This is a genomic window from uncultured Methanobrevibacter sp. (assembly GCF_902769175.1).
GTDB lineage: Archaea > Methanobacteriota > Methanobacteria > Methanobacteriales > Methanobacteriaceae > Methanobrevibacter.
In genome coordinates this window covers 1-24,315 of record NZ_CACXNW010000018.1, presented here as the reverse complement: position 1 = coordinate 24,315, position 24,315 = coordinate 1, and the positions used below count along the sequence as shown (strand labels likewise).

The following is a 24,315-nucleotide window of genomic DNA, read 5'->3' as shown; positions in this document are numbered from 1 at the left end:
GAAATATACATATAACTAAAAAAAAAGCAAATTTAGAGATAAAAATTGAAAAATAAGCAAAATAAAGATGCCATTTTAAAAAATAATGAAAATTTAAAAAAAGAATAAATTAATAAAAAAAAGAAAAAATAAACTAAATAATAAAATTATTTAGTTCTTAAAGCTTCTACAGCAAGTACAAATTCACGAGCAAATACCTTGACCTTTTCTGGGTCGATTGAGTAACTTACCCTTAAGTAATTGTGACCGAATGTATTACTTGTATAGGAACCTTGTCTTGTAAATACCTTTTTGCCAATCAAATATTGTGACATGTCTTCAGGGTCGATTCCTGCACCTGATAAGTCAATTCCCATCATGTTTGCACTTGATGGATAAACAGGCAAGAAGACTCCTTCACATTGGTCCACTGCTTCCTTGATTATCTTTTGATTTTCAAAGGTGGTGTTTTTGACTCTGTCAATCCATTGAGGTTTGGTTTTCAAAGCAGCAATTGCACCTACTTGTGCAACCATATTTGTACCTACATCGTTAATGATAATGCTTTTTACAACATCAATGACTTCTTGGCTTGAAATGATAGCTCCTAACCTTAATCCCGCCATACCAAATATCTTAGAGAAACTGTAACAGGTGATTGTATTGTTTGGAGCATATTTTGCAGCAAGAGTATGCTTTTGAGCAAAGTCTCTGTAGGTTACATCATGCAAAAGGAACAAGTCATTTTCTATAGCAATCTCTGCAAATTCCTTAATCTCTTCTTCAGTGTAGGAGCTTCCAAGTGGGTTTAATGGATCAATTAAAAGAATGACTTTAGTGTTTTCATCCATATTTTCCCTAACTAATTTTGGAGTAAGCTTATAATTGTTCTCTTCACTGTAAATCTTCACTTGTCTTACTTCATTTGCAAACCTGCTTGCAAAATTGTCAATAATAAGATATCCTGGATCTGGAGTAATTACATTATCTTCAGGAGACAATACAGCATTCATGGCCAAGTATAATGATTCAGTTGCACCTGCATTGACATATATGCTTAAGCCTTCCAATTCTAAATCTTTTAAAATCAAAGATTGCAATTCTGTAAAACCTTCTGGAGGTGGGTACTTGCAGTATTCGTCACTTCCAATGCAATCAACCATTGCTTGCTTGACTTCTTCATTGTGACCAATATGCAATTCATTTGTATTTTGACCCATCCAAATCATTTCCTTATCCCTAAAAACAGCTTCAAAAAAGTGGTTTGCAGACTCATAACCGCCTGGAATAATCTTAGCTGCCTTTGCATATTTCTTCTTTTGGATCATCTTATCACAAATCCTATATTTAAATAAAAATAAATAATAAATTTAGTTAAGTAGTTAGATTTAAATTAGTTAAATTATGTTTAAATAAACATACAACATTATATTATATATCTAAAGTGCCTTATAAAATTATTTATAAAAAAATAGGAAAATGGATTAAATTATTTAAAATGATTAAAAATTAGTAAATTTTAGATGAAAAAGGAATAAAAAGTAAAAAAATAGTAAAAGGAATTGAATTATTCAATTCCATTATTGGTTATCAAGAAGTGAACAGCCAAACCTTCCCTTTTTGTCTTATGCCTTTTCAAGACAGCTATTCTTTGATTGGTTCCTTCTTCACGTTTAAGTTCAATAATAATCTTACTTCTATATTGAATGATGGTTCCGCCAACAGGAGAGAAATCCTCTTCGCTTTCCTCATCAAATGAAGCATAAATCTGATTTGTAACAATAACAGCAAGATCATGATTGATGGCAAGTGCAGAAAGCATTTGCATCTGTTTTCCTAAAAGGTGAGACTTTATGTTATCATCTTCCACCCTAAACAATGCAACAGCAGAATCCAATATAATAAGTTCAACTTCTGCACTATTAGATGATATCCATGATTCTATAAGGCCTAAATCCTCTTCCTGTTCCTTAAATGAAGTTGGCTCAAATACAATAATGTTCTTTGCAACTGCATCAAAGTCTTCACCGGAGATTTGCCTTATCCTATCTACAGATATGCCACCTTCAGTGTCAATGTAAACCACTTTCTTTCCACCTTTAGCAACATTAATAGCTATATTTAGACAAACATTTGTTTTACCTACACCTGGAGGACCATAAACTTGAGTTATAGTTCTTTTATCAATTCCTCCATCTAACAATTCATCTAAAGGAGAGTTAGTGGATATTTTCTCTTGATTTGCCATGTTTGATAATATTTTCATGTCTTTCCCTTCAATAATAAATAATAAAAATCTATAATTAATAATAAATCAATTAAATAATCATTCAATAATGAATAATAAAAATCTATAATTAATAATAAATCATAAATAATTACCAATTAACTAATAAAACAATATAAATAATCAAAATACTGTTTTTAATATTTCACAAAAAAATGGTTCTTGCCAAATTTTCTTTTTCTAAACATAGTATTTACTCGGATATATTTAAAGTTACTTTTTTTATCACATTCAATTTACGAATTCAGATAAATATTATAACAGAATTAAAGCAAATAACTGTTGAATTTGAATATTCCAATTTATTAGAAATTTAGCTTTTCCAAATCTCCCTTAATGGAATTCAAATCTTCACCATCAAATCCATTCCTAACTAAAGTAGGCTTAGATGAACTTAAATCAATGACTGTAGAGGGCTTTGCATTATTTAAATCACCTACATCAATTATCAAGTCTATATCAGTTCCAATCTGCTTTAAAATATCTTGAGGATTTGATAAAGCTTCCTCATCAGTAATGTTAGCACTTGTAGTGGTAATTGGAAATAGGCTTGCAAGAGCCCTTGCTATTTTATAATCAGGAATTCTCACTCCCACTTTAGTGCTTGCACTGACATAAGGAGAAACAGCATTTGTCTTTTTTAAAATAAAGGTAAATGGACCAGGAAGCCATTTATTGATGATTTCTCTTGAGCTTTTATTTAGATCTGCAATCAGCTCCAAACTTTCCATATTCTCAACCAAAACAGACAATGGCTTTGATTGGTCTCTTTTTTTGATTTCATAAATCTTTTCTACAGCATCAATATTGAAAATATTGGCCCCTAATCCATAAACAGTATCTGTAGGATAAAGGATGATTCCTCCATCAGCCATTATGTCAATAGCTTCACTTATCAAATCCATATCAGGATTTTCAGAACTCATTTTAAATATTTTCATAAATCATACACCAAATGATTGAATTTTAAAGATAATGCTGCTTAAATATCCAAACTTTACTTGGATTACTTAATTAAATATATATTAGTTAATTAATTAAATCTTTATTATTCACTCCACTGAAACTGACATAACTTAATTAAATATATATTAGTTAATTAATATAATTAAAATTATGCTTAATAGTTTACGACCATATCTTACAAAATTTTTAGAACCTTTAGCTAGTCGATTGAATGTAAATCCAAATATTGTAACTGTAATTTCTCCATTTTTGGCAATCCTATCTGCATACTTCTTTGCAAACGGAAATCTCCTTGGAGGAGCATTATTCATCTTGCTTAGCGGATTTTTAGATGTTGTAGATGGAGCTGTTGCAAGATACCATGATAGAGCAAGCCCATTTGGAGCATTCCTCGATTCCACTATGGATCGTTTTGCAGATGCAATCATATTCATTGGAACAATATTTGGAGGATATTGTAACTGGTTTGTTGGAGTTTTGGCAATTCACTCAGCAATTACAGTCAGTTATGTAAGGGCAAGAGCAGAATCCCAAGGAGTTGAATGCAATATAGGAATAGCTGAACGTGCAGTTAGAATGATAATTTTAATGTTAGGTGCAGTACTCGCAGCAATATTCCATTCAAATGTCATATTTACCTACTTCATTTACTTACTTGTAATTCTTTCCTACATTACAATTGGACAAAGAATACTCTATGTATGGAAAGTATTAAATGGGCCAAAATCCCAAAGGCAAAAAAGATTAAGATAAACTTAATTTTTAGCCCATCAGCAAACATTAAAAAATTACTAAAATATTAAAAGTTTAGAATATTGAAAATTTATAATATTAAAAATTTAAAATATTAAAAAAATATAAAAAATGAAATCAAAAATCAAGAAGAATAAAAAGATCATAACAATTTAAGATAAGAAACTAAAAATTGTTCGAGGACAATAAAATGAAAGATTTAGAAAGTGAAGAGAAAATTGCAATTGACATTGCAAAACTTGAAAGAAATTTGAAACAAGTTGAAGACATAAAATTCGAAGGTGAAGAAAAGGAAGTTTTTGATAGGGCAATCGATTATTGGAATGATTCAAAATATTACCTTGAGAAAAAAGACACAAGAACAGCTTTTGGTTGCATTGAATATAGCCACGGTTTACTCGATGCATTAAGAATGATTCATGGATTAATTTAATTGAATATTCGATTGATTAAATAATAGTTTTATATTGTAAACTATAGAATAATTAAACCCAATATTAAAAATAATCACACTTTTGTGATTATGAAAAATTTATCATATTTCTTATTAATTTTTGAAAAATTTTTAAAATTTCAAGTTAAAAAAAAAGTTAGAAATGAAAGATAAAAAATATTCTTATATATACAAACTATTTGATAGAATAAAAACTAAAAATTTAAATACTTTCATTAATAAATATTTATTCAACATAATAAGAACAATTTTAAATTTTAAAAAATTGTCTACTTAAAATAAAATTTTCAAAACGAAAAAAATATTAAAATCAAAAATATATTTGGATTAAAAATGGGAGATGACTATTATGGCAGATATAGATGTAACTGAATTAAGAATTGTTTTAGAAGATCTCAATGAAGAACAATTAATTAATATCTTGGAAAAAAATGGTTACACTAATAAAGGTAAAAAAAATGTATTGATTAGAGAAATCATGACTAAAATTTCTCATGACATTGTAATTGAAGAATTAGATGAACTTGGCGTTCTCTAATTACTTTTTAATTTACTTATTTTTATTAACTTTTTTTCTTAATTAAACTATTTTTAAATTTTTTCACTTCAAATAGCTTATTCTAACCACTTATGGCTTATTTTAACGTAAAAAACATATTTTTCAAAATCAAAATCTAAATAAATTACATAAATTTCAAGATTCAACAACCATTAATCAAAATCAAATTCCAAATAACTTACATAAATTTCAAATTCATCAACTATTTTTCAAAATTAAATTTAAATAATTAAATAAATAAAACTTTTAACATGATTTTAAAAACAGAAAGACTAATCCTAAGACCATGGAAAGAAAGTGATGCAGAATGCCTATACCATTTTGCAAAAAACCCAAATATTGGACTTATTGCAGGTTGGCCACCACATAAAAGCGTTGAAGAAAGCTTAAAAATTATAAAAACTGTTTTTTCCAAAAAGGAAACTTATGCCATTACAATCAAGGATAATGCAATAGGATGCATCGCATTATTGTTCTATCCAGAGACCAATCACTACTGGGGCGATGATGGAGTTGAATTAGGATATTGGATTGGAGAGGAATATTGGGGTCAAGGATTAGTTGCTGAAGCATCTGAAGAACTTATAAAACATGCTTTTGAAGATTTGAATATTAAAAAAATCCATGCATGCTGCAGATATGAAAACCACCAATCAAAAAGAGTTTTAGAAAAATTAGGATTCAAATATTACTGTGATATGAAAAATACAGATCTTTCTGGTAATGAAACACGAGAAATAGCAATGTTTTTAAAAAAAAAAAATAGAATACGAAAATGCAAAGAATAAAATATAAAATTTAAAAAAATAGAATAATAAAAATTTAAAGAATAAAATATAAAATTTAAAAAAATAGAATACTAAAATTTAAAGAATAGAAAAAAAACTAAACAAATTTTACCTGCTCAAAACTAAGAAAGAAATAGCCCATATAACTAAAGCAAGTCCAATCATTAACTTTCCATGTTTTTTAGCATCATCTTCAGGACGAGTGTATAAATAGACACCAAATATAATCCCAAATAAAGGTATTAAAATTGCACATAGATAACCTAAAACCTTAGCAATAGTATAAGTCTTTTCAGGTTGAACATTAGGAATAGGGTTTTGGTTTACTTGTGGATTAGAATTGAACTCTGTATTTCCTCCAGCACCAGCAGCTTCAAAATCATAACCGCAGTTATGACAGAATTTGCTTCCTTCTTTTTTCTCAGCTCCACAGCTTGGACAAAAAGTCATGATTATCCCTCACAAATAATTGTTCTAAAATAATAAAACTAAAAAATAATAAATAAAAAAAAGAAAAAGAGATAGATGATTTAGTCATCATCCATGTCTTCGAATCTAGGTTCTAATTTTTCCATTACACCAGGTAATGAAGTGTATTCCATTTCTTCAGATGGTAATCTGTGTGGTTCGAAAGGACCGTGTCTTCTGATGTAGGAAGCAATGTTTGCAGATTGTCTTCTGGTTTCATCAAATGCAGGGTCATCGAATAAGTCTACAGGTTCGATTAATTTAGCATCAGTTACTTGGAATCCTAAACCGATTACTCTAGGTGGTCCGTCGAATCTGATTGGGTTAGCTTCGTCTTCACTGGTTGGCATCATAGGACCATTGTGGGATCCTCTCATCCATCCACTTACCATGTGTGGGAATGCAAATGGTTCTACACATTCACCGTTTGCAGGGAAACCAGATTGTGCTCTTACAATAGCTACAGGGTCGTCTTTACCTACATATTCACCAGCTAACATGTTTAATTTATCAGTACTTACTGCAGCTGCAATTTCACCGTTTTTCTTGAATACTCTTTTAATTACGTATCTACCAGTGGAACCGATTAATGCAAGTAAGTCGTACATTTCTTCAGGACAGTCTAAAATAACTTTTTTGTGTTCCATTACATCAAATACTTCAAAACTGAAACCTTCGTGTAAGCTTGGGTCAATTACAAGACCAGCAGTGTTGAATGGGTCTGCAAAGATTCTGAAGATAGGTAAGTTGAATGCACCTGGTTCGGTTTTATCCATACAGTAAACGATTACAGGGTCACTGCCTCTTTCTTCAAATTCCATTTCTGCACAACCAGGACCCATACCTTTAACATTTCCAGAGAAAGTGTCAGTTAATAAGTCTTGACCTGCACCGTATAATTTTAAGTCTCTTGCAATTTCAGTTGCTTGCAAGAAAGCATCATATGCAGTTTTGTGAACTTCTTCGTTTAATTCACCATTTCTGTGAGTCATGATTAAGTCAATATCATCCCCACAACGGGTTATGTAGTAATCTTCAAGAATGCCAGTTTCTAATGCATCTTCTAATACTTCGTCACATTTTTCCATTAATGCTGGATGAGATACACAGTGTCCTGAAACACTTCCGATATCAGCTTTAATTACACTAACAGTAGTTTTCATCTTAAAACACCTCAGTTATTAATTACTATTGGGATATCACACAAGCCAATAGCAGTACATATTTAGTTTTAATTCATAAAATAAGAATAATAATTAACTATTATAGCAATTAACCATTAAAAAATAATTATATCATTAATAACCAATTGTTATAATAATTAATTACTTGAATTAATAGCTAATATAAAATAATTAAATTATTCATCAAACTAAATATTCTAAATAACCAGAACAAATAATTCTTAAGTTATTTAATATACATTATTATCTTTGATTAATAAAGTATATATAATTATGTTTTAATCCAGTTAAATTTTCCATCTAAATCATCACATGCCACTTTATTAAGCATATACCAAAGAGCAATTGAAAGTATTGGTGGAAAAGATTATTTGTTGATCTATATAAAATGAACGTAAATTTTAAAATTCCATTAGACATTTGAAAATGTACATTAATTTAAAAAATTATCCTTAAACATTTGAAAACGTACATAAAATTTAAAAAATTACACTTAGACATTTGAGAATGCAATAAAAGTTTTAAAAAAAGAAAAAAGAAAAATGATTCAGTTTTATGAATAAAAAAGACAATTAATGTCTAAAAAAAGAAAAATAATGAATTATTATGAATAAAAAAGACAATTAATGTCTAAAAAAAAGAAAAATAATGAATTATTATGAATAAAAAAGACAATTAATGTCTAAAAAAAGTAAATGCCCATGTGAAAAACAATGAAACTAGACATGCAACTACAATAATCAATGGATAGGTGAAATAAGCAATAATCATTCCAATAATAACACATATTATAGTTACAACAAATGGCTTATTGTCTGACAAAGCTACCTGCAATGCAATATTTGCTGGATCAGAGTTCTTTAATTCCCTTGCATTTCCAATAGCCAAAATAGCCATAATCATAAAATTCAAACCATATAAAAAGGATGGGAAGAATGAATCTGGATTCAATCCGACAAAGGTAGTCAAATATGGAATTAAAGATAAGAAGAACAATGCAACACCAATTGTCCAAATTACTCTATGGCTTATCTTATTTACAATATTAAATATGTTGTTGTTGAAATTCCAGAAGTTAAAGCATACCAGAAAACTTATAGCATAAACTATAAACTCAAATTTTATATCAAAAAAGGCATCCCAAGTTCCATTTGCAACCATTGGAATGTCAAGGACAATGATTGTTATTATGATTGCAATGATTGCATCAATGAAAGCTTCAAATCTATCAGTGTTACCATTATCTGGCCTTTTAAGCCTTGAGAATATAAGCCAAATGACTACTGAAATCAAAACGCAAACATAAATTCCTTGAGGAAATCCAGTATATGTGATTATGAATCCTAAAAGCATGATGGCTATTGGAATGTACTTGTAAAAGCTTTTAAAGTTATCATTGGACAAACCGCAATTGTAGGGATTAGCTCGATAGACAGAGTAAATGGACAGTATATATAAAATGTCTATTGCGAGAAAATCTATTCCAAACATTGTTTCAGCAGGAATGGAATCTACATTGAAAGCCAACCATGATGCAAAATATGGAAGAAGGCTGATTGCAAATATCTGAAGAGCATAAACTGCCAATACTCTGTTGTCAATCTCCTCTACAACCTGAAAGAGATTATGGTTGTCATACCAAATGATAAAGATCACCAAATAGCAGATTGCATAAGTTATGAATCTGGCATTCAAAGATAAGAATGCATCTAATGTTGGAGCGGCAGGCTGAGTTAACTTCAATGCCAAGACAGTAATGATAATCGCCAATATTGCATCAAAAAATGTTTCAAACCTATTTGTATTCATAATGTATTCTTTGTATTTTTTAATATATAATTTAATTTATAATAAAAAATTCAATTTAAAAAATAAAAATGAAAAGAATATCTAAAAGAAATAAAATAAAAAGAATATCTAAAAAAAATAAAATAAAAAGAATATCTAAAAAAAATAAAATAAAAAGAAAATTTAAGAAATATTAAGAAAATAATTAATAAAATAAATAAAAGGGATTTATAGTAATTAAACCCCAAATAAATAAAGAAAAAACAATTAAAACCTATCCGTGAACAAATAAACTCCAGTCATGAAATTCCAGATTATCAAAGTATAAACTGACAATCTTTCGAATACAGGCATGTAAATACCGCTCATATTTAAAAACATTACACCAAATGCAAACAGTCCAATGATTCCTAAAACTAAAGTGATTTTGTGATAAGCCTCAAATCTATCCATAGACAATGAAACGATTACAAGCAATATATTTCCTCCAAGAATTGCCATAATGGCACCTGCAGCATGATAAGTCAATGCCAATGGATTTCCTGCATGAACCAAACCGACAATTATAACTCCAAGAGTGCAAATCACTGTAAAGATATAATAGATGATCTTATATTTAATGATATAATCCTTGAATTTATAGAAGCTGGCAAAGAGCAAAGCCAAACCGATTAGAATAAATGCAGAATTCATCAAGAAGAAATATGGAGAGTTTAAATTCGGAATTCCCAATTCTGAAATGGTATGAATGAGATAAGTGTTGGCTAATGTGTCATTAAATGAAAATGCACAAATGGTCTCAGCTATCATATACCAAAGGCTTCCTATAATCAAAGCAATACCTGCTATTCTAGATTTCATGTTTTCACTCATTAATTATTTTAAAAAAACTTAAAAGATTTTGAGTTTCACTTTTTAAAATACAAATCTCAAAATAATGATTCTAGTTTCACATATTAAAATACAAAACTCAAAATATTATAATAATATAAAAAATTCATTTCATGAAATTACATAAAATGAAATGATTTATTAAAAATATTCCAAATTAAAATTCAATTGTTTTAAATGCCTTTTCAAGCTGTTCATCCTGATTTATATCTTCTTTAACCTGTTTGACAAATTCCAAGTCGACATTTGTTTCAGGATATTTTGGAACTGCCTTACATCCACCATCATCCCTTTTGGAAATTTCAAAGGTTCCGATCTTTTCAGCGATTCTGGTGATTTCCAATTTATCAAGACCTATAAGAGGAGACAATACAGGAACATCCAAGTCTTCACGGGTGGCAAGAATGTTTGGAAGTGTTTGGGAAGCCACTTGACCTAAACTGCTTCCATCAATTACCGCTTCAGCATGAAGTTTTTTAGCAAGCTTTCCAGCTAACTTATACATTCCAGACTTGCATAAGACACAAGTCATCTTGTCTGGAGCATCTGCCTTGCATGTGCTTAAATACTCACCATATTTAACAACTATTTTCTTGATTGGAGCACCGCTTGCATAAAGATTCAACTGATCTATCAAGTCTTCAAAGTTCTTAAGGGCTTCTGGACTGGTGTATGGATCATTATCACAGTATAATGCTATAACTTGACAGCCTCTTTTCATCATAAGGTAAGTGGCTACAGGAGAATCTATACCACTTGATACAAGAGCTACAACCTTTCCTTGAGTTCCAAGAGGCAATCCACCAGGACCTTGAATCTTTTCATGGAAAATATAAGCATCATTATCCCTTACTTCAAGATATATTGTAAGTTCAGGATTTGTCAAGTCAACAGGAGAGGAGTACTTTCTAACTACAACTGCACCTGCAAAAGCAGCCATCTCTTGAGATGAAAACTCATGGCCTCCCACTCTTCTGCAGCTTATTGCAAATTTAGTGTTTTCATCCAATAATCCTTCATCATGAAGCTTTTCAGCATATGCAGACACATCCCTTTCTATATCTTCAAAGGTGGCTTTAGATGAAACAGCAGGAGAATATGACACTATTCCAAATATTCTCTCTAACTTTTCTAATGCATCATCATAATCCTTTGGAAAAATATAGATTCTTGCTTGACTTATTTTAACTTCTGCATCAATTGTTGCTTTTATATTGTTTTTTAAACGATTTTCAAATCTTTTTCTAACTCTATTGCTCTTTAATCCTACTTCACCATAACGAGCTATAATCAAATCAGGTTTCATAAAATACCTCAATAAATATAATGTTTTTAAAGAATAATCAGAATAATTATCATAAAATGAGTGTTTTAGTAAATAAATTTTTTCTAATTATATCTTTATCTTTTTATATATTTAATTTATAGTTTATAAATATAACTATTGTTATAATTAAAAATGAAAATTCAAAAACCAATAGAAATAGTGAAAAAACGTTGCTATAATTAAAAAAGAGAATTCAAAAACCAATAGAAATAGTGAAAAGAAAAAAAATAAAATAAAATAAAAAAAGAAAATAGAAAAATAAAATAAAATGGAAGAAGAAGGATTAAGCATCCACTTTATCAGCAATCAAATTATTTGTAGGCAATAGCTTAGGACCGCCCATATCACCATTCAACAATGCTTGACAAGCGTCCTCTACAGTACCAACTTGAATATAACTGATATTATGTTCTTCCATATATGCTGCAGCATCATCTAAAGGCCAACCATAATCTGCATCGTGTGCCCTTGGAATATATCCGCGAATATCAGAAGAAGCACCAAATGGCTTAGTATACCATAATCCTAAGAAATGAGCTCCTTTATAGTTATAAACAACATCTCTACCAAGCTCACCAGCCATAGCTTCAATAACTCCTACATCAACTCCACTGAAACAGCAAAGCAATGAAGAATCATTTCCTTGACAGCCATAAGTATAAGCAACATTATGGATATTTGGTCCCATACCTACAATATATGCATCATAACCCATAGAATTTAATGTATCCCTTAAACTTTTTAGCATTTCAAAGCAAGGAACTTTATTCTCTTCAGTATTAGGGTACAAATAATCACTGGTTAAATAGAAAGTCAATTGATTGGAAGGAGCACGGTTTATGAAATCTATAGTACTCATTAGTGAATAAGTAGGCAATGCTTCCTTCCCATAATAATAATTCACTATCTTAGCAAATATTGAATGTGTATATATCAAATAGCACCTTATAAACTGAATAATTTATATAATCCTTATTTTTAAAGTTATAGCTTGAATCCAAAATAGTTTCAGCTATTTGAAGGAAATCCTTTTTGTATACAGTGTCAAAAATCTCTCCAGATGATGAATAATACTCAGGAACTGAAATTAAAACAACATCATCAGTATTGTTATTGCATATGTTCTTTAAGGCTCTAGCTGCCAAATATGAAAATTGAGTAATTGTAAAAACATGGTTGTTATACTCAACAGTGAAAGGCAATTCACGAGTTTTATTTACATACTCTGCTACCAATTTTGAAGCTCCAGCAATATTCTCAAACTTAACTTTAACAGCATTATATTTAATTCAGATTTTACTGAAGAAGGATTGTAGTTTATTCCACCAGCATATTTAAGCACTAACTTGTAGGACGGTTCTCCATTGAACTTAAAGCTAGCAACTCCTTTGGAATCGTTTTTACTTTAAAAACCTTATTTAAATCAGTGACATTAACAGTTATTGATTTATTTTTAACAGCATTGCCAAACTTATCCTTTAAGCTGATTTTCAAATTAGCATAATCAGTTGACTTGAAGTTAACTGAAGGTGCTGTAATTGAAGTAGGGATCTTTTTGAAAATCACTTTTGTGTCTAAAGAAGATCCATGGAACTTTTTATTTGCTTTAAAGTTAACTCTGCAATTGTAAGTTCCTACAGCTTTTTTAAACTTTAAGTTGGCTATTCCAAATCTATTGGTTGTTACTCTATAAGTCTTTCCAGATACTTTAACGTATACTCTCTTTTTAGCAAGTGCCTTACCATAAGCATTAGTCAATTTAACTTTTAATAAAGCTTTGCGAGTAGCATAAACGCTAACTTTAGGAGCCTTTAAGAGAGTGATCATCCTATTGATATTCAATTTAGCATTAGCAGATGATGCAGAATAAGTTTTATCACCGCTAAATCTGAATTTTAAATTGAAAATTCCTTTTTAATAAGGAGTTCTTATCTTAGCAACACCTTTGCTATCTGTTTTAGCAGAATAAGACTTTTTACCAACAGTAAAGAGAACTTTTTTGTTTTTTACAGCTTTTCCTTTAGAATCCAATAAAGTAGCCTTAATAAAGTTAGAGGTTGTCATATATCCTTTCTTATTTTTAGCAACATTGATTTTTGTTTTGGATTTTTTTACAGGTACAGTGACTTGACTTTCAGCTTTATTATTACGATTTGATGCTGAATCAATAGTTGAAGAAGCACTATTGGAAGCAATGGAATCTCCACTACTAACAACAGTATTCGAATCATCCAAACTACCTAAATCAGAACTAGAAAAATCTTTTGAAAGCTAAATATCAACATAATCATTGAAATAAAATTTCATATCAACAGTATCCAATTCATCTTCATCTATATCCACATCACTTGCACTAGCAGTGGAAATTGTGAATAAGAGAACAAAAATAACCGATATAATCATAATCTTTTTAAACATCATTTTTCCTCATTTTAAGTTTAAAAATTTTCTTCAAATCCATCATTAAAAACGATGAAAAAAAAAGTTTAAGTTGTTATAATATTCTAAATAACAAATAGTCATTAAAACTAAATAACAAATAGTCATTTAAACTAAATAGTCAATAAAACTAAAATACAAATAGTCATTAAAAAAATGAAATCAATTATCTTCCCTATCGTTTTTTGCTTGATGTGAAAAACACACCAATTAAAGTCTATTGGACTCAATATATAAATGTTTTCGCATGTAAATACTCACTTGCACCTTTAAATTATAAAATACCATATAAAAATAGTTATTTTAATAAAATAAACATAATCCATAGTTTATATCTTAATTAAATTGATTAAATCATTTTATAAAAAGAGAAAAATTAATGTTTTTTTTTAATCAAAAATATCAAAACAAATTCAAAAAAGAAAAATAAATATTTTTTTCAAATAATCAAAATAAACTCTAAAAAAAGAAAAAATAATATTATTATAACCAAAAAATCAAAACAAACTCAAAAAAAGAAAAATAAGAAAAATGAAATTAATGAGAATAATTTACTCCCAATAATCCCAAATTCATAATTAATTATTTAAAAGTTCAACAGCTAAATCTAAAGCATCTTGCATTTTATCTGCATTTGGACCTGCTCCTTGAGCTAAGTTAGGACGGCCACCACCGCCACCCCCAAGTACAGATGCTGCTTCCTTAATAATGCCATTGACTTGAATTCCAGACTCTTTAGTAGCTGCACCAACTATTTTACCTTCATTGTTACCAATGAATACAACATCAGCCTTGTTATTGTCTGTAAAGTCAGTAGCAATCTTTTGAAGTTCCTTAATGTCACCAGCAATGATCTCTTTTAAGACCTTAAATCCATTGATTTCAATAGCATTATCAGCTAAAGAGGAAACCTTTAAATTAGCAATTTCCTTTTGAAGCTTTGCAATTTCATTCTTTTGGGCTTTCCATTCACTGAAGAATCTGTCACAGGTTTTAGGCAATTGCTCATTGGTTACACTGAATATGCCTGCACTTTCCCTTAGGATTTCCTTATCGTTTTGAATAGAGTCAATAGCAGCAAGTCCTGCTGAGAAATCAATTCTTTCTACACCATCCTGAACCCTTTCAGTCTTGTTGATCTTGATAGGTCCGACTTCACCGGTTCTGTCAAGGTGAGTACCTGCACATGCCTGTAAATCAATTCCAGGAATCTTAACCACTCTGATTCTTAAACCTGGAACTACACCTCCTTGGTATAAAGTGAATCCATATTCTTTTTCAGCATCATCACGGCTTAGCCAATTGATATCCAAATCAATGTTCATCATCACATACCCATTAGCAAGCTTTTCAATTTCATTAAGTTCTTCCTGTGTGATACGTTTGTAATGGGATAAGTCTATACGGGAACGGGCAATACCTTTCTGTGCACCTGCTTGCCAAATATGCTGTCCTAAGATTTTTCTTGCAGCTGCAATCACCAAGTGAGTACCTGTGTGGTGTCTTGCCAAGGTAATTCTTCTGTTCCAATTGATAGCCATATGAACTTCAGTTCCAATAAACCCTTTTAGAGTCTTGAATAATGTTTCCTTATCGCTATCTTTAGGAATTGCTATATGATGCAATACAATATTATTCAATTTTTCAGCATAAGTGACTTCATATATTTTGCCTTCAATGGATATGATACCTACATCTGATGGCTGACCTCCCCCTTCAGGGTAGAAAATGGTTCTATCGAGAATAACATTAACTGTTTCTCCTCTTTCAATGACTTCAATGATTTTTCCATCAGATTCCTTCTGATAAATGTCATCATAGAAGTCAAGGATTGTTTCAGGAACATCAAGGTCTAAGATTTCCTTTTTAGCAACCTTATCCTCTTCGTGCATATCTGCTACAATGGTAAAGAAGTTATCTGGAACAAAGACTTCAAAGTCCTTGTCTCCGCTTGCCATTTCCTCAACAGTTTCAGGAGGCATACCTTGAGCATCGTATAAGTCAATTAAGGTTTCTAAAGGCATTGAAGTTTTTCCTTCTTTTTTAAGACGTTTGATAGTTCTTTTAACTGTCTTTTTACCTTTTTCAATGGTTTTAGCATATCTTTCCTCTTCAAGGTTGATGATATTCATGATATGTGCTTGAGACTCATCGATTTCAGGATAGAACTTTCTCAAGAAATCCAATTGAATTTCCATAATGTCAGACAATGACTCTTCCATCTTCAATTCTTTCATGAATCTGATTGTTCTTCTCAATACAAGCCTTGCAAGGTAACCTTCCTTTACATTTGATGGTATGATTCCATCAGCTAACATGAATGCCAAACATCTGGTATGGTCTGCAATGATATAGATAGCTTCCATAGGCTCTGCATTTTTCAAGTACTCTTCCAAGCTGATGTTTAAGCTGTCTGCCACTTGCTGACGGAGATCTCTAATATCTCCAATGTCTTCAATATCCATCATACCTGCAATTTCTGCATTACGAGCCAATATCTCTTCATTAACTTCAACATTGGTGATTTCCTTAAGCTTATCTACAACAGGAGCAAAACAAGCATCATATGCAGTTGGAGTACCTTGTGAAATCCATGCGATTCTTTCTAAACCGTAACCGGTATCAACAACCTTAATTGGAATCTCTTCCCTTTCACCATTTTCCAAGGTTCTGTATTGCATGAAAACAAGTGTAGCGAGCTCTACACCACGACAACATACCTCATAACATGGACCTTCATTTCCTCCACCTTTCCACCAGGATTTGATGAAGGTAATCTCTTCAGTATTGATTCCAATGGATTTAAAGAACTCATGGCAAAGGAGGATTGTCTCATCTTCCCAATAAATAAAGTTTTCAGGCTTGTTTATTACGGTATGTGAACCCATAGTGAAACAGGTCATGTGTCTGCCGGTTCTTCCTACATTGTCTACATCGTTAAGACGAATGGATGGCTGTTCAACTTCAAGAGGATTAGCTGGAGGTTCAACTAAACCTGATGTTATCCATGGTTGGAAGCAAAATATTGAAGCCCCAACTAAGAATACGTCATCTCTCCATCTTTTAGCCAAAGTTGGATAACGGGATATATGTTCGTGACCTTCTTTTTCCAGAAAAGTCCTGAAAGTCTCTTGGATTTCATATAAATCATAAGGCTTGTCAGTAGCGGGATTTCCAATAAATCCATATTCGTCACATGGAGCATCTCCACAAGTATCCCTATCAACTTGGGAGTAAAACTCATTTCCACAAGTTTTACAAATTTGTTTTTTATATCCTAAGTCTTCAAATATTTTAAGCATAATAATCAGTTTTAATCGTTGTTTTAAAAATAAATATTTTAGTTAATAATTGAATTAGTTTAATTATAGTTGAAATAAATATTTTATAATATATTTATATATATTTTTTAATCTATTAAATAGTTTGTATGAAAATAGAAAAATATTAAAATATAGGAGAAATAATTAAAAAATTATAAAAATAAAAACATTTAAAAAATCAAAAAAAAATAGAATTAGGAAAATAAGAAAAATAAAGAGTGTAAAAAAATCATTTACAAATTTTAAAATCATTTAAAAATAAAAAAATAGAAAAGAAAAGAGTGGAAATTAATTGTTAATGAATTTTAAAATCTGTTCTTCAGTTTCCTTTCTTTGTTGTTCTGGGGAAATACTTGCCTTTCCATTTTTTGGATCTACACCATATGATGCAAATTGAGCATGATTTCCACCTTTAATTATATATTCAGTTAGATTATTATCAATAAATGGCTTAGATTCATTATATGTAACCCTATTTAAATTTCCATCCTTGGTTCCATAGATTGATAAAACAGGAGTGTCACCTAAATCACTGTCAGAATATGCTGCAAGAAGCACTAAACCATCGGTTTTATTTGGATTGTTGCTTATATATTCTGAAGCAGCCCATCCACCTAAGGAATGACCTCCAACATACCATTTGTCATAGGTGTAATTGCCATTATCAATTATGGAATTTGCTGCACCAGTATTGAAAACCGCTACATTAAGTAGCATTTCCAATAAGAAACAATCTACACCATCATTGGATAAGTTCATAAGCAAAGGAAGATAAGATGTGTATTCTATTTGTGCTCCAGGATAAAAAATCAATGCGCTTTCATTTCCAGGACCATCTAAAAACAATCCCCCATCTATTTTAGTAACAGACACATTTTCAGTGCCATTTAAAAGAGCATCTACACTGCTGTCAGCATGGGCATAATTAGTTCCATACCAAAATAAATATCCTGCTAAAACTATTACTAAAGCAAGAATGACTATTAATGCTATTTTTAATTTCTTATTCATATTATCACATTATCTAAATAAAATCAATAAAGTTGCTATAATTCCAATTACCATAATGGCTAATTGAATATAAGCATGCCTTCGTATACTCGGATCCTTGCTGTTTAACATAAAACCGGGAAAGAAAAGTCCAATGAATCCGATAAATCCATAGGATCCAAATAAGAAGCTAAGCAAAAAGCTGCCCCAACCAAATAGGATAGCTATAATATAACCTATTATAATTAGCTTTTTGCTATTGAAGGCTGGAAAATCATCTGAATTGCTTAAATCGTCAAAACTCCTATTTAAATCATTTACAATCAAAGGATTTCCACAATCATGGCAAAACTTATAATCATCAGGATTTTCACATCCGCAAATTGGACATTTCATAATTTTTCCTCATAGCTTATATTAAAAATAAAAATTCTAAAAAACTTTCTTCAAAACATATAATTAAAAATAAAATTGATACAAGTTTAAATAAAAAATAAAACCCAATAAAGAGTTTAAATAAAACCAATTCAATGAATAAAATTTAAATAAAAAATAAAAACTCAAAAAAGAGCTTTTATTTAATGATCAAATTTTTGTTGACCGCTGGTTTCCTCCAAATGATAGGTTTTTTCAGTAAGGAAATTTCCATTGGCATCATAAATGTCCACTATAGCCTTATCTGGATAAACATCAAATGCATTAGAAGTATAAATATGTAAAAATCCTTCTTCATCCACTGTTTTAGTAGCGGTTACACCATCATTTAAATTTCTTCCATTATCACTGTATAAAACACTTATCTTGTATTTTTCACCTGTGTGCTCAGTACCAATATTTGCAGAGCAATATGACTTATCAGATGATGAGCTTCCTGTATAGAAATCACAAAACTTAATGTATATATCAGATGATGGAGAAGTGTTTTTATAACTGGTCTGTTGTGAAGCAGAACTTGAACTTGCTCCATTTGAAGAGCTATCTGAGACAGCACTATTTGAACCGGAATCAGCATTATTATATGAATCAGAATTCCCACCATTGAAAGCCAATACAAAAGCTGCTGCAACTATTGCGATGCAAATGATAAGGGTTACGCAAATAAGAAGCAATTTCTTATTGCTGTTATCCCCACTTCCTGCATTATTGGAATATGAAGGATTTGATTGAACATTATTCACTGGAGCAGGTTTAGGAGTTAATGGATTTCCACAGTTTTTACAAAACTTAGCAGAATCCTTGTTTTCCATACCACATTGAGAACAAATCATTTTACAACCTCTAAATCATTAAAATGTTTGAGTTCCGCTCTTTTCGCTTAAATAAACTTCTTGAGTGTCTAAAACATTGCTGCTGCTATCATAAATAGTGATATATGCATCATCAGGATAATATTTAAATGCACTAGCGCTTGGAACACTAACATATCCAGAACTGTCTACGGTTTTTGGAACAATATTACCATTATTCAATGCATTTCCATCTCTGCTGTATAAAACACTGATCTTAACATTTTGACCAGCATATTTTTCACCAACATAAACACTGCAGTAAGTCTTGTCATTCTTTCCACTACCCGTACTAATGCTTCCTCTTAGAATATCCATTTTAGACTCAGCAGTCTTAGCAGGTTCGCTAGAAGCAGCTGTGGAAGTATCCTCTGCAGATTTATCTACAGAACCAGAGCTATTTAATGATGCAGAATCAGATAAAGCATCAGAATTATTGTCAGAACCATTGTTTGAGAATAAAACTAAAGCTCCTGCAATTAGAATAGCGCATATAACGATTGTCAAACATATAATTATTAAATTTTTATTGTCAGATTTTAAATTATTATTAGATGTATTTATATTTGAATTTCTTGCTGTTGGATCATTTCCAGTAGCAACATAATCCTCTTTAATTGGGCTGCTTCCTTTTAATGGAGTTCCGCAATTTTTACAAAACTTTGCAGAGTCATTATTTTCCAAGCCACAATTAGGACAAAATACCACAATTACACCTCCCGATTACTAATAATATTATATTCATAAAAACATATATAGATCTTGAAATGTTTATCATGACTTGAAAATTCAAATAATTAATAAAAAGAAATTTGTTTGATTAAATTCATTAAACCATAATTTACAAAAACAATTCAAACTAATGAACATCTTAAGAAAACATCAATAGAGCCTTTCATTAAAAAAAAGCATCATCATACCTATAAAACCTAATTTAAACCATAATTTACAAAAACAATTCAAACTAATGAACATCTTAAGAAAACATCAATAGAGCCTTTCATTAAAAAAAAGCATCACCATACTTATAAAACTTAATAAATTAATAATTCGAGTTTTATCGGTGAAATCAAGCACTTACATTCGCAAAATTATATATACTCATAGCATATACCATAATATACTATATTAAACTATTGTCCAGTAAGTCTTTACTCATAAATTGGATTTCAATTTTTTAATATTAAAAATGTAAGGGAGATATTTAATGAATTTAAATTTGAAAATTATTGCGATATTTTTTATACTTATTTTTTGTATGACACCATTGTCGTCAGCTGACTTAAATCAAACGGATATTAAGACCAGCGATTCCACCAATGAAATTATAGAAATTGATGATAAGATCAGTACAGAAAATGCCACTGCAAACATTAGCCCCAATGAGGCTAAAAGCCTAAAGGCAACAGAAAACATTAGAGGGGATGACGCAAAAAGCCCAGAGCGGAGCGAGAATGTTAAAGAAGTGGAAACCAATGCAACAAGAGAAAATCAAACTAGAGAATCTAGTGGATCATTTAATGTGCAAATTAATGATTTTTATGAAGGAGATCATCCAATAATTACAGTTTCCACCCCAAATACGGAGGATTTTTTAAATCTTTATGGAAGCGTGGATTGCCATATATACAATGAAAAATATTCTTCTCCAATCTATAAGGAATATTTAAGTAACGAGATGCCTGCAGCATTCAGGATATCTGACACTTTAGAACCGGGGACATACAAAGTTTCTGTTTCAGGATTTAATGGTACAAGTAACTATCAGGGATACACTACTTTTACTGTTAAAGAAAATCCAAACCGCATTAAACCTAATTTAAACTTGAAAATATCCAGTGTTTATGAAGGCAATGAGGTCATTGCTAAAGTTAAAAGTAGAGGAAACTTCACAGATTATGTTGATTTTTATCTGAATGGCACCTACTTTACTGATATATTGGTCAAAAATGGATATGGAGAAACAAGCTTTCATGATTTGAGGCCGAGTAAATTTTATGGTGCAGTTAAGTTTAAGGGAAATGTCAACTTCCTCCCTGACGAAGCGGATGCCTATTTCACAGTATATCCTAAAGCGGAGATTCAGTTGAAAGCGCATGTTGATGATATGAGCACTACTGAATCAGCAAAACTGAAAATCACAAGCAACTGCACACAAAAGATTAAAATTAAATATATAGTAAGTGACCCTCGATATTGGCTTTTCACACAAGGAGAAGCTGAAATTGGTTCAAATGATGTTATAGAACTTCCGAAAACTTCATATGAATGAAAATATACTGTTAGAGTTAGTTTTGAAGGAAATGCAGATTATAATCCTTGTGAAACATCTACAAGCTTTAATGTTACAGAATATCGTGTTGATCCTGAATTAAGCATAAATGTCAATAACATCACCTATGGAGAAGAAGCAAAAATTGAAATCAATGCAAACGAAACATTAACAGGCACAGTACAAGCCAAATTAGACACTTTAAACAAACTCTACAATGTAGACATTGTTGATGGACATGGACCCCTTAAAATCAAAAACCTAACCAAAGGAGACTATTCCATCACAGCAAGTTTCACAGGAAATGACGACTTCAAACCAAGCCAAACAACAGCAAAATTCAATGTAAAAGGACTTGAATCCAAAATAAATGTACATGCTAATGACATTAACCAAGGTCAAACTCCAACACTCACTATCAAAACAGACTCATCAATGCCAAGAAAGGTTACAGTCCAAATATATAAGAATTCCACCATTATCACAGGACATGAAGAGGAAGTGAGCGGATATAAGACTATAAAAATGCATGAACATTTAGAACCTGGAGAATATGTCGTTAAGGTGATCTATAAAGGAGATGAGATATCTGAACCTTCTGAAAATAGCACAAGCTTCAAAGTTAATGGTGAAATTGAATAATAAAAAAATTAAATAAATCAAAGACCAAAAAATTATTTGCGGGGTTTGTTTTTTCTTGCATATTTATAAATAAACTCCGCTATTTATTTAACTCTTTTTTCTATTGATTTGCAGTTGGCTACTTATTTAACTCTTTTTCTATTGATTTACAGTTGAAATTAGGATTTTTTATCCCCTCTTTTTGTTAAGAAATATGACTATATTTAATTTATATTATATTAATATTTAATTTTGTTTTTCAATCTTTTTTTTTAGGAACTTTCATTTAAATTAAGGGACTATGCATTATTTTTGATTTATTCAGTCCATGTTTCAATTTAATTTAATGTAAAATCAATTAAATTAATTTTAACTATGGATTATCATATTATTTTTAAAATTAGTGGCAATCAATAAGTTAAATTAAAGAAATAGTCAAATAAAAATAGATTAAGGAAATTAAAAAAAAAAATAGTTAAAGAAAAAATAGATCAAGGAAATTAAAAAAAATAGTTAAAGAAAAAATAGATCAAGGAAATTGAAAAAATAGTTAAAGAATAAACAAATTAATCATGAAAAAAAAGAAAAAATAAAGGATAGAAAAGAATCTATCCGAATAAAGCACCTAAACCAGCGGTTGCTGCTGCAGCTGCTTGTTCTTCGTCTTCTTCTTCCTCTTCTTCTTCCTCTTCTTCTGCTGCTGCAGCTACAGGTGCTGCTGCTGCAGGAGCTGCTGCCATAGCGGTAGTTTCCATAGCTTCTTCAATATCAACATCTTCTAATGCTGCGATTAAAGCTTTTACTCTGGATTCGTCTACATCAGCGCCAGCTGCTTCTAAGATTTTAGTTACATTTTCTTCATTAATATCTTGTTCTGTGGTGTGCAAAATCATTGCCGCATATATGTATTCCATGTTATCACCGTTTATTTTATTATAATAAATTTTTTGTAAATGATTCAATATCAATTTCCGTTTTTTTTTTAATATTGAACTTTTGTGTTAATTAAAACACGGTTTTTTAAAACAATTAAAAAGTATAAAGTTTAAATTTTATCTAACCGAACAAAGCACCTAATCCAAGTGCTGCAGTTTCTTCACTTTTATCTTCTTCCTCTTCTTCAACTTCTTCTTCAGCTTCTTCTGCTTCTTCTGCGACTGGAGCTGCAGCAACTGCAACATTTGCTAATTTATTAGCAAGTTCGTCGTCGATAGCGTTAGAACCTAATTCACCAGCTAATGCTAACATCTTAGCATTTGCAAGTGCAATTAACATGTCAGAAGTCTTATCAGTAGGAACAGCTGCTTCAATAGCAACATTGTATGCTTTAGTATGAGCAGAACTGATAATAGTGGAAATAGTTTCGCTAGTTGGGTAAGCAGTAAATACAGATAAGTTAAATGCTTGAGTAAATGCAGTTTGAATATCTGCAAGAGTTTCTTCTTCATCAATAGATAATACATCTGCTTTAAAGATAGATCCATCTTCGTATACAGCTTTAAGATCCATACCTACTTCCATAGGTTTGATATCCATTCTGGTTAAAGCAGAAGCTACTTGTTTAGAAACTTCTTCGCCAGCTTCTATAACTACAGTTTCTTTAGAAACTACAATTTTTCCTTTGTCGATTTTAGCAGGTACACCTATTTGTTGTAAGTCACCGAGGAACGGACCTGGTGGGAAACCAGTGTCTCCAGCAGGTATAACAATATCAGCAGGAGCAGTTGCGCCAGCTTTTGCTGGAGCAGAAGTTTTACTGTCTTCTAATATTTTATACAATCTGAAAGGATTCATGTCGGTACAAACAAGTGCAGGTTGACCTTCCATATAATCTGAAAGCCCAGTAATGTTAGCTTTCTCATTATCACAATCTTCTAAAGCTAATTTCATAAGGTTAATTTTAGATAATCTGATAGTTGCTTTTCCTGCGAGAGTTTTTC

The 24,315-nt window shown here is 30.6% G+C and carries 27 protein-coding genes and 1 pseudogene; 7 read left to right on the top strand and 21 right to left on the bottom strand.

Going from position 1 to position 24,315, the window contains the following annotated elements; genetic code table 11:
• Window positions 1-146: 146 nt before the first annotated feature.
• From QZV12_RS07530 to QZV12_RS07520, 3 genes are all read right to left on the bottom strand, one after another.
• On the bottom strand, window positions 147-1,307 hold the full coding sequence (locus QZV12_RS07530) for a pyridoxal phosphate-dependent aminotransferase (RefSeq protein ID WP_295619651.1): 1,161 nt from the start codon (window positions 1,305-1,307) through the stop codon (window positions 147-149).
• 239 nt (window positions 1,308-1,546) lie between these two features.
• The gene (radB, locus tag QZV12_RS07525; RefSeq protein ID WP_295619648.1) at window positions 1,547-2,245 is read right to left on the bottom strand and encodes a DNA repair and recombination protein RadB; all 699 of its coding nucleotides are present in this window, start codon (window positions 2,243-2,245) and stop codon (window positions 1,547-1,549) included.
• Window positions 2,246-2,571: 326 nt separating this feature from the next.
• Entirely contained in the window at window positions 2,572-3,207 is a 636-nt protein-coding gene (locus tag QZV12_RS07520) for an L-threonylcarbamoyladenylate synthase (RefSeq protein WP_295619645.1), read from the bottom strand.
• A gap of 175 nt (window positions 3,208-3,382) precedes the next feature.
• Here QZV12_RS07520 and pgsA point away from each other — a divergent pair, with 175 nt between their 5' ends.
• The 4 genes from pgsA to QZV12_RS07500 all read left to right on the top strand — a co-directional run bounded on the left by pgsA (window position 3,383) and on the right by QZV12_RS07500 (window position 5,786).
• The gene (gene pgsA / locus QZV12_RS07515) at window positions 3,383-3,985 is read left to right on the top strand and encodes an archaetidylinositol phosphate synthase (RefSeq protein ID WP_295619642.1); all 603 of its coding nucleotides are present in this window, start codon (window positions 3,383-3,385) and stop codon (window positions 3,983-3,985) included.
• Between the two features lie 190 nt (window positions 3,986-4,175).
• The gene (locus QZV12_RS07510) at window positions 4,176-4,418 is read left to right on the top strand and encodes a DUF357 domain-containing protein (RefSeq protein ID WP_295619639.1); all 243 of its coding nucleotides are present in this window, start codon (window positions 4,176-4,178) and stop codon (window positions 4,416-4,418) included.
• Window positions 4,419-4,788: 370 nt separating this feature from the next.
• Entirely contained in the window at window positions 4,789-4,977 is a 189-nt protein-coding gene (locus QZV12_RS07505) for a hypothetical protein (RefSeq protein WP_295619636.1), read from the top strand.
• A 272-nt stretch (window positions 4,978-5,249) separates the two neighbouring features.
• On the top strand, window positions 5,250-5,786 hold the full coding sequence (locus QZV12_RS07500) for a GNAT family N-acetyltransferase (protein WP_295619633.1): 537 nt from the start codon (window positions 5,250-5,252) through the stop codon (window positions 5,784-5,786).
• A 108-nt stretch (window positions 5,787-5,894) separates the two neighbouring features.
• On the opposite strand, the gene QZV12_RS07495 is transcribed toward QZV12_RS07500, so the two are convergent.
• The 15 genes from QZV12_RS07495 to QZV12_RS07425 all read right to left on the bottom strand — a co-directional run bounded on the left by QZV12_RS07495 (window position 5,895) and on the right by QZV12_RS07425 (window position 20,190).
• The gene (locus QZV12_RS07495) at window positions 5,895-6,236 is read right to left on the bottom strand and encodes a zinc ribbon domain-containing protein (RefSeq protein WP_295619630.1); all 342 of its coding nucleotides are present in this window, start codon (window positions 6,234-6,236) and stop codon (window positions 5,895-5,897) included.
• An 80-nt stretch (window positions 6,237-6,316) separates the two neighbouring features.
• Window positions 6,317-7,417: a fructose-1,6-bisphosphate aldolase/phosphatase gene (gene fbp, locus QZV12_RS07490; RefSeq protein ID WP_295619627.1), complete on the bottom strand. Its 1,101-nt coding sequence runs from the start codon at window positions 7,415-7,417 to the stop codon at window positions 6,317-6,319.
• Window positions 7,418-8,113: 696 nt separating this feature from the next.
• Window positions 8,114-9,247 carry a TMEM175 family protein gene (locus QZV12_RS07485; protein WP_295619624.1) on the bottom strand — a complete coding sequence of 378 codons (1,134 nt, stop codon included), beginning with the start codon at window positions 9,245-9,247 and terminating at the stop codon, window positions 8,114-8,116.
• A 246-nt stretch (window positions 9,248-9,493) separates the two neighbouring features.
• Entirely contained in the window at window positions 9,494-10,087 is a 594-nt protein-coding gene (locus QZV12_RS07480) for a DUF998 domain-containing protein (protein ID WP_295619621.1), read from the bottom strand.
• Window positions 10,088-10,274: 187 nt separating this feature from the next.
• On the bottom strand, window positions 10,275-11,423 hold the full coding sequence (thiI, locus tag QZV12_RS07475) for a tRNA uracil 4-sulfurtransferase ThiI (protein ID WP_295619618.1): 1,149 nt from the start codon (window positions 11,421-11,423) through the stop codon (window positions 10,275-10,277).
• A 304-nt stretch (window positions 11,424-11,727) separates the two neighbouring features.
• The gene (locus QZV12_RS07470) at window positions 11,728-12,381 is read right to left on the bottom strand and encodes a hypothetical protein (protein ID WP_295619615.1); all 654 of its coding nucleotides are present in this window, start codon (window positions 12,379-12,381) and stop codon (window positions 11,728-11,730) included.
• Entirely contained in the window at window positions 12,353-12,679 is a 327-nt protein-coding gene (locus tag QZV12_RS07465) for a hypothetical protein (protein WP_295619612.1), read from the bottom strand. The genes QZV12_RS07470 and QZV12_RS07465 overlap by 29 nt, the downstream gene beginning before the upstream one ends.
• A 106-nt stretch (window positions 12,680-12,785) precedes the next feature.
• Window positions 12,786-13,286 carry a hypothetical protein gene (locus QZV12_RS07460; RefSeq protein WP_295619609.1) on the bottom strand — a complete coding sequence of 167 codons (501 nt, stop codon included), beginning with the start codon at window positions 13,284-13,286 and terminating at the stop codon, window positions 12,786-12,788.
• Between the two features lie 72 nt (window positions 13,287-13,358).
• Window positions 13,359-13,679 (bottom strand): hypothetical protein, encoded by a 321-nt coding sequence (locus tag QZV12_RS07455; protein ID WP_295619606.1) that lies wholly within the window; start codon window positions 13,677-13,679, stop codon window positions 13,359-13,361.
• Window positions 13,680-13,715: 36 nt separating this feature from the next.
• Complete coding sequence (locus QZV12_RS07450) at window positions 13,716-13,862, bottom strand: hypothetical protein (protein ID WP_295619603.1); 147 nt, start codon at window positions 13,860-13,862, stop codon at window positions 13,716-13,718.
• A gap of 599 nt (window positions 13,863-14,461) precedes the next feature.
• Entirely contained in the window at window positions 14,462-17,185 is a 2,724-nt protein-coding gene (gene alaS / locus QZV12_RS07445) for an alanine--tRNA ligase (protein ID WP_295619599.1), read from the bottom strand.
• A gap of 309 nt (window positions 17,186-17,494) precedes the next feature.
• On the bottom strand, window positions 17,495-18,217 hold the full coding sequence (locus QZV12_RS07440) for an alpha/beta hydrolase (protein ID WP_295619596.1): 723 nt from the start codon (window positions 18,215-18,217) through the stop codon (window positions 17,495-17,497).
• Window positions 18,218-18,226: 9 nt separating this feature from the next.
• A complete protein-coding gene (locus QZV12_RS07435) occupies window positions 18,227-18,592 on the bottom strand; it encodes a zinc ribbon domain-containing protein (RefSeq protein ID WP_295619593.1) in 366 nt (121 codons plus the stop codon).
• A gap of 182 nt (window positions 18,593-18,774) precedes the next feature.
• Window positions 18,775-19,464 (bottom strand): zinc-ribbon domain-containing protein, encoded by a 690-nt coding sequence (locus QZV12_RS07430; RefSeq protein ID WP_295619589.1) that lies wholly within the window; start codon window positions 19,462-19,464, stop codon window positions 18,775-18,777.
• Between the two features lie 18 nt (window positions 19,465-19,482).
• Window positions 19,483-20,190: a zinc ribbon domain-containing protein gene (locus QZV12_RS07425; protein ID WP_295619587.1), complete on the bottom strand. Its 708-nt coding sequence runs from the start codon at window positions 20,188-20,190 to the stop codon at window positions 19,483-19,485.
• A 550-nt stretch (window positions 20,191-20,740) separates the two neighbouring features.
• Between QZV12_RS07425 and QZV12_RS07420 the strand changes: the two genes are divergently transcribed.
• Together QZV12_RS07420 and QZV12_RS13690 are read left to right on the top strand one after the other, a co-directional pair.
• Window positions 20,741-21,754 (top strand): hypothetical protein, encoded by a 1,014-nt coding sequence (locus QZV12_RS07420; protein WP_295619584.1) that lies wholly within the window; start codon window positions 20,741-20,743, stop codon window positions 21,752-21,754.
• A 105-nt stretch (window positions 21,755-21,859) separates the two neighbouring features.
• Window positions 21,860-22,042, top strand: a pseudogene (locus tag QZV12_RS13690) (hypothetical protein); the annotation flags it as partial.
• On the opposite strand, the gene QZV12_RS07415 reads toward QZV12_RS13690, so the two are convergent.
• Window positions 22,016-22,150, bottom strand: a complete 135-nt coding sequence (locus QZV12_RS07415; RefSeq protein ID WP_295619579.1) for a hypothetical protein — start codon at window positions 22,148-22,150, stop codon at window positions 22,016-22,018. The pseudogene QZV12_RS13690 and the gene QZV12_RS07415 overlap by 27 nt on opposite strands.
• 39 nt (window positions 22,151-22,189) lie before the next feature.
• On the opposite strand from QZV12_RS07415, the gene QZV12_RS07410 reads away from it, so the two are divergent.
• Window positions 22,190-22,396, top strand: coding sequence for a hypothetical protein (locus QZV12_RS07410; protein ID WP_295619576.1), 207 nt, complete (start codon window positions 22,190-22,192; stop codon window positions 22,394-22,396).
• Between the two features lie 587 nt (window positions 22,397-22,983).
• On the opposite strand, the gene rpl12p is transcribed toward QZV12_RS07410, so the two are convergent.
• Together rpl12p and QZV12_RS07400 are read right to left on the bottom strand one after the other, a co-directional pair.
• Window positions 22,984-23,289: a 50S ribosomal protein P1 gene (gene rpl12p / locus QZV12_RS07405; RefSeq protein ID WP_295619573.1), complete on the bottom strand. Its 306-nt coding sequence runs from the start codon at window positions 23,287-23,289 to the stop codon at window positions 22,984-22,986.
• Between the two features lie 142 nt (window positions 23,290-23,431).
• The coding region (locus QZV12_RS07400; protein WP_295619570.1) for a 50S ribosomal protein L10 at window positions 23,432-24,315 on the bottom strand (884 nt) is incomplete at its 5' end.

What these genes read in the sequence shown, in the direction of transcription:
- QZV12_RS07495 (WP_295619630.1), bottom strand. Translation starts at nt 6,236, where the DNA reads ATGACTTTTTGTCCAAGCTGTGGAGCTGAGAAAAAAGAAGGAAGCAAA.
- pgsA (WP_295619642.1), top strand. Translation starts at nt 3,383, where the DNA reads ATGCTTAATAGTTTACGACCATATCTTACAAAATTTTTAGAACCTTTA.
- QZV12_RS07520 (WP_295619645.1), bottom strand. Translation starts at nt 3,207, where the DNA reads ATGAAAATATTTAAAATGAGTTCTGAAAATCCTGATATGGATTTGATA.
- QZV12_RS07500 (WP_295619633.1), top strand. Translation starts at nt 5,250, where the DNA reads ATGATTTTAAAAACAGAAAGACTAATCCTAAGACCATGGAAAGAAAGT.
- QZV12_RS07505 (WP_295619636.1), top strand. Translation starts at nt 4,789, where the DNA reads ATGGCAGATATAGATGTAACTGAATTAAGAATTGTTTTAGAAGATCTC.
- QZV12_RS07480 (WP_295619621.1), bottom strand. Translation starts at nt 10,087, where the DNA reads ATGAAATCTAGAATAGCAGGTATTGCTTTGATTATAGGAAGCCTTTGG.
- alaS (WP_295619599.1), bottom strand. Translation starts at nt 17,185, where the DNA reads ATGCTTAAAATATTTGAAGACTTAGGATATAAAAAACAAATTTGTAAA.
- QZV12_RS07430 (WP_295619589.1), bottom strand. Translation starts at nt 19,464, where the DNA reads ATGATTTGTTCTCAATGTGGTATGGAAAACAAGGATTCTGCTAAGTTT.
- thiI (WP_295619618.1), bottom strand. Translation starts at nt 11,423, where the DNA reads ATGAAACCTGATTTGATTATAGCTCGTTATGGTGAAGTAGGATTAAAG.
- fbp (WP_295619627.1), bottom strand. Translation starts at nt 7,417, where the DNA reads ATGAAAACTACTGTTAGTGTAATTAAAGCTGATATCGGAAGTGTTTCA.
- QZV12_RS07410 (WP_295619576.1), top strand. Translation starts at nt 22,190, where the DNA reads ATGCCAAGAAAGGTTACAGTCCAAATATATAAGAATTCCACCATTATC.
- QZV12_RS07450 (WP_295619603.1), bottom strand. Translation starts at nt 13,862, where the DNA reads ATGTTTAAAAAGATTATGATTATATCGGTTATTTTTGTTCTCTTATTC.
- radB (WP_295619648.1), bottom strand. Translation starts at nt 2,245, where the DNA reads ATGAAAATATTATCAAACATGGCAAATCAAGAGAAAATATCCACTAAC.
- rpl12p (WP_295619573.1), bottom strand. Translation starts at nt 23,289, where the DNA reads ATGGAATACATATATGCGGCAATGATTTTGCACACCACAGAACAAGAT.
- QZV12_RS07420 (WP_295619584.1), top strand. Translation starts at nt 20,741, where the DNA reads ATGACACCATTGTCGTCAGCTGACTTAAATCAAACGGATATTAAGACC.
- QZV12_RS07440 (WP_295619596.1), bottom strand. Translation starts at nt 18,217, where the DNA reads ATGAATAAGAAATTAAAAATAGCATTAATAGTCATTCTTGCTTTAGTA.
- QZV12_RS07485 (WP_295619624.1), bottom strand. Translation starts at nt 9,247, where the DNA reads ATGAATACAAATAGGTTTGAAACATTTTTTGATGCAATATTGGCGATT.
- QZV12_RS07435 (WP_295619593.1), bottom strand. Translation starts at nt 18,592, where the DNA reads ATGAAATGTCCAATTTGCGGATGTGAAAATCCTGATGATTATAAGTTT.
- QZV12_RS07530 (WP_295619651.1), bottom strand. Translation starts at nt 1,307, where the DNA reads ATGATCCAAAAGAAGAAATATGCAAAGGCAGCTAAGATTATTCCAGGC.
- QZV12_RS07510 (WP_295619639.1), top strand. Translation starts at nt 4,176, where the DNA reads ATGAAAGATTTAGAAAGTGAAGAGAAAATTGCAATTGACATTGCAAAA.